This is a genomic window from Bradyrhizobium sp., assembly GCF_016462955.1.
Classification (GTDB): Bacteria; Pseudomonadota; Alphaproteobacteria; order Rhizobiales; family Xanthobacteraceae; genus Bradyrhizobium.
In genome coordinates, this window is the sequence record NZ_JAEMSD010000356.1 from 2419 (window position 1) to 7203 (window position 4785).

Below are 4785 nucleotides of genomic sequence, written 5' to 3' on the forward strand. Positions count from 1 at the left end.
CAGCCGGCTGACCACGGTCGGCCTGCCGGACCTGCGCGGCGCATTTTCGCTCTCCTTCGACGAGGGCGCCTGGCTCTCCACCGCCGGCATCGGCTCGCAGATCTTCATCGCGCCTGCGGTGGCCTGGCTCGCCACGGTGTTCGGCCTGCGCCGCGTGCTCGGCATCCCCAGCCTGGTCTATGCCGCCGTCTCGTTCATCATTCCGTTTGTGCACGACTATCCGTCATTGCTTGTGCTCAGCGTGGTGCATGGTCTCCTGCTCGGCACCTTCGTGCCGGCGACGCTGATGATCGTGTTCCGCAATCTGCCGATCCGCTGGTGGCTGCCGGCGATCTCGATCTACGCGATCCGCGTCGGCTTCGCGTTGGACACCTCGACCTCGCTGGTCGGCTTCTACGTCGACCATCTCGGCTGGCAATGGCTTTACTGGCAGGGCGTGGTGATCGCGCCCTTGATGGGCTTGATGGTCTATCTGGGCACGCCGAACGAGCCGGTGAACCGCGCGCTGCTGCGCGAGGCCGATTGGGGCGGCATGCTGCTGCTCGGCGCTTCGGTGTCGATGATCTATGCGGGGCTCGACCAGGGCAACCGGCTGGACTGGCTCGGTTCCGGCACGGTGATGGCGTTGCTGGCCGCTGGTGCGGCGCTGTTTCTGGCCTTCCTCGTCAACGAGTCCCTGGTGCGGAAGCCCTGGGCACATGTCAACGTGCTGTTCTCGCGCAACATCGGCCTGGGACTGGTCCTGATCCTGCTCTACACGCTGACGAGCCTGTCCAACGCGTCGCTGGTGCCGAACTTCCTCGCCACCATCGCGCTGCTCAGGCCGGAGCAGAGCGGCATGCTGCTGTTCACCTGTGGCGCGCTGCCGATGCTCGTCCTGGTGCCGGTTTCGATCTGGCTGCTCAGGCATTTCGATGCGCGGGCGGTGACCGTCATTGGCTTTGCCTGCTTCGCCGCAGCCAATCTCTGGGGCACCCGGCTCAGCCACGACTGGGCCCGCGAGGACTTCGCCGGCATTGTGCTGCTCCAGGCGATCGGGCAGTCGCTGACCTTGCTGCCCTTGATCATCACGCTGCTCTCCAACTCCGACCCGAGCCGCGCCACCTCCTTTGCCGCCTATATCCAGATCATGCGGCTCGGCGGCGCCGAGATCGGCGTGGCGCTGATGGGCACCTGGCTGCGCGTGCGCGAGCAGGTCCATTCGTTCTATCTCGGCCAGAACCTTGTGGTCGGCGATGCCGACGTGGTGCAGAGGCTGAAGCAGCTCTCCGGTTACTTTGCCGCCCATGGCACGGGATCGGCGCAACCGCGCGCGGTCGGCACGCTGGCGGGCATCGTGCAGCGCGAGGCCAATGTGCTCGCCTATATCGACGGCTTCTGGCTGTGTTTCTGGCTCGCGGTGGTCGCACTCGGCGTCGTCGCGCTGGTCACGCGCGCGCCGACGGGTCCTTTCACGCCGGCGCCATTCGGCTTCGCAAGGATGCTGCTGCGAAAGTGTGGCGTGCGGGCCGCCTGAATGCGGTGATGGTCGGTTTGTTCGCTCGCGCGAGGCGGGTGGTCACCTCTCCCGCAAGCGCTAGCGGAAGAGAACAATCACCGCACTTGCCGCGCCGGCTCGATCAGCTCGGGCCGCGGGCCCGACAGGCGCTTGTGCATGTGGACCATGAAGGCCATGGCGAAGATCGGCGTCGCCAGATTGATGATCGGGATCGAAACGAAGGCGGCGATGAACAGGCCGGCGGTGAAGATGGTCGCGGCATTGTCCCGCCGCATCGCCTTGGCGTCCTCCGGGGTGCGGAAGCGCATCGCGGCGAGCTCGAAATATTCGCGTCCGAGCAGCCAGGCGGCGGCGAGGAAGAAGATGAGAAATCCCGCGCCGGCGAACAGCACCAGCGGCAGCGCGGCGAGATAGATCAGGATCGTGAGCACCGCGGTCTTGACGCCCTCGAAAATCGCCTGGCTGAACGGCAGCGCCACTCCCGGCCGCTCGGCGGGATAATGCTCGCGCTCGACGATGTCGGCGACGTCGTCGACGAACAGGCTCGCCACCAGCGAGGTGATCGCAGGCATCAGGAAGATGCCGCCGAACACGACGCCGAGGCCGGCCGCGATCGAGACGATCCACGAGAGGACTTCGATGGACGAATGCCAGCCGGGTCCGAGCAATTCCTCCAGCCAGACCGCCCCGGAGGTCGCGAACCAGCTGAGCAGCCGCTGCAGCCCGATCGCCAGCGCGACGATCAGCACCAGCGCCAGCCCGATCGACCGCCACAGGATCGAGCGCATCGGCGGCGAGATCAGTTGCGACAGCGCCTTGATGGCGGCATCCAGCATGGGAGATCCTCTGAAATATACACCTCGCGAGAGGTAGACACCCAATGCGGCTTCGGCAAGGGCGGGTGGTCGTTGCGAAGATGGCGCGATCTCTTCCGTACCCTCCCCCTCCAGGGGAGGGTAAGAACCGCTACTCTCTCCTAGAGCAGCCTAGTCATGCCGGTGCCCGTGCTTGCGCGGCTTCGACGGCTTACCATCGCCCATCGGGATCATCACGACGCGGCCGTAGCGCACGCCGCGTTCGGCGATGATGTGGTCGGCGAAGTGCCTGACCTCGGAGGCGTCGCCGCGCAGCGCGGTCATCTCCATGCAATTGTTGTCGTCGAGATGGACATGGAGCGTCGCCAGCGCGAGGTCGTGGTGGCCGTGGAATTCCTGCACCAGGCGCTTCGACAGGTCGCGGGCGGCGTGATCGTAGACATAGACGAGACCGGCCACGCATGGGCCGGTCTGGGCGGTGTCCTCGGTGCTCTGCTGCAGGCCGGCGCGAGCGAGGTCGCGGATGATCTCGGAGCGGTTCTGGTAGCCGCGCGCCTCTGCCGCCGCGTCGATCTCCGCCAACAGATCGTCCTCGATCGTGATCGTAATCCGCTGCATCAGGTCATCTCCATTGGGCTACGGCCATTTGTAGCCTGTCTCCCGAAGGGAGGCGAGGGAGTGTGCCGGTCGCTCAAAGCGGCGTCGTGCGCAGCCGCAGCGCGTTGCCGACCACGCTCACCGACGACAGCGCCATCGCCGCCGCGGCGATGATCGGGGACAGCAGCACGCCAAAGGCGGGATAGAGCACTCCGGCCGCGATCGGAATTCCTGCGGCGTTGTAGATGAAGGCAAAGAACAGGTTCTGGCGGATGTTGCTCATGGTCGCCTGCGACAGCTTTCGTGCCCGCACGATGCCGGTGAGATCGCCCTTCAACAGCGTGATGCCGGCGCTCTCCATTGCCACGTCGGTGCCGGTGCCCATGGCAATGCCGACTTCGGCCGCCGCCAGCGCCGGCGCATCGTTGACGCCGTCGCCGGCCATCGCGACGCTGCGGCCGGCCTTCTGCAGCTTGGTGACCACCGCGCTCTTCTGGTCCGGCAGCACTTCGGCCTCGACCTCGGCGATACCAAGCCGGCGCGCCACGGCCTCGGCCGTGGTGCGGTTGTCGCCGGTCAGCATGATCACCTTGATGCCCTCCGCCGCCAGCGCCTTCAGCGCCTCAGGCGTCGAAGCCTTGACCGGATCGGCGATCGCGAACAGGCCGGCGAGCCGGCCGTCGAGGGCCATGTTGATCACCGTGGCGCCGTCGCCGCGCAGCCGTTCGGCTTCGCTGTCGAGTGCCTTGGTGTCGACGCCGATCGAAGCGAGATATCGTGCATTGCCGAGCGCGATGGTCTTGCCGTCGACCTTGCCGGTCGCGCCCTTGCCGGTCGGCGAGTCGAACTGCTCGACCTGGCCAAGGGTGAGCTGCTTCTCCTTCGCCGCGCGCACGATGGCGTCGGCAAGCGGATGCTCGCTGGCGCGCTCGACGGTGGCTGCGAGCCGGAGGATATCATCCTCCGCAAAGCCGGATGCCGGCACGATCGCAACCACCTTCGGCTTGCCCTCGGTGAGCGTGCCGGTCTTGTCGACCACGAGCGTGTCGATCTTCTCCATCCGCTCCAGCGCCTCGGCGTTCTTGATCAGGACGCCGCTTTGGGCGCCGCGGCCGACGCCGACCATGATCGACATCGGGGTGGCAAGGCCCAGCGCGCAGGGGCAGGCGATGATCAGCACGCTGACGGCCGCGACGAGGCCGAAGGCGAGCCGCGGCTCCGGTCCGAACCAGGCCCAGGCGCCGAAGGCGGCGAGGGCAACCACGATCACCGTCGGCACGAACCAGCCGGAGACCTGGTCGGCCATGCGCTGGATCGGCGCGCGCGAGCGCTGCGCGTCCGCGACCATCTGCACGATCTGCGACAGCAGCGTCTCGCGCCCGACCTTGTCGGCCCGCATGATGAAGCTGCCTGACTGGTTCAGCGTGCCGGCGATGACCTTTGCGCCGGTCTCCTTGGTGACCGGCATGGATTCGCCCGTCACCAGCGATTCATCGAGTGAGGAGCGGCCTTCGAGGATGATGCCGTCGACCGGCACTTTCTCTCCCGGACGAACGCGCAAGGAATCGCCAGCGTGGAGCGTGTCGATCTCGACCTCGTGCTCATTGCCATCAGGCTCGACGCGCCGCGCGGTCTTCGGAGCCAGCTGCAGCAGCGCCTTGATCGCGCCCGAGGTCGCATCGCGGGCGCGCAGCTCCAGCACCTGGCCCAGCAGCACCAGCACGGTGATGACGGCGGCTGCCTCGAAATAGACGGCGACCGCGCCCCCATGGCCGCGGAAGGTGGCGGGGAAGATCTGTGGCGCAACGGTGCCAATCACGCTGTAGACGTAAGCGACGCCTGTGCCCATCGCGATCAGCGTGAACATGTTGAGGT

At 66.8% G+C, this 4785-nt stretch carries 4 protein-coding genes; 1 reads left to right on the forward strand and 3 read right to left on the reverse strand.

Annotated features, from left to right (window positions below; all coding sequences use genetic code 11):
- The coding region (locus tag JHD07_RS27960) for an MFS transporter (protein ID WP_291627937.1) at positions 1-1516 on the forward strand (1516 nt) is incomplete at its 5' end.
- Positions 1517-1593: 77 nt separating this feature from the next.
- Here JHD07_RS27960 and JHD07_RS27965 read toward each other — a convergent pair.
- The 3 genes from JHD07_RS27965 to JHD07_RS27975 all read right to left on the reverse strand — a co-directional run.
- Positions 1594-2334 (reverse strand): sulfate transporter family protein, encoded by a 741-nt coding sequence (locus tag JHD07_RS27965; protein WP_291627939.1) that lies wholly within the window; start codon positions 2332-2334, stop codon positions 1594-1596.
- Between the two features lie 150 nt (positions 2335-2484).
- Complete coding sequence (gene nikR / locus JHD07_RS27970; RefSeq protein WP_291627943.1) at positions 2485-2931, reverse strand: nickel-responsive transcriptional regulator NikR; 447 nt, start codon at positions 2929-2931, stop codon at positions 2485-2487.
- A 73-nt stretch (positions 2932-3004) separates the two neighbouring features.
- Positions 3005-4785: copper-translocating P-type ATPase (locus tag JHD07_RS27975; protein WP_291627945.1), on the reverse strand; the 1781-nt coding region annotated here is incomplete at its 5' end.

Bases quoted from the DNA above. Each gene is read 5' to 3' on its own strand.
- nikR (WP_291627943.1), bottom strand. From the start codon at position 2,931: ATGCAGCGGATTACGATCACGATCGAGGACGATCTGTTGGCGGAGATC.
- JHD07_RS27965 (WP_291627939.1), bottom strand. From the start codon at position 2,334: ATGCTGGATGCCGCCATCAAGGCGCTGTCGCAACTGATCTCGCCGCCG.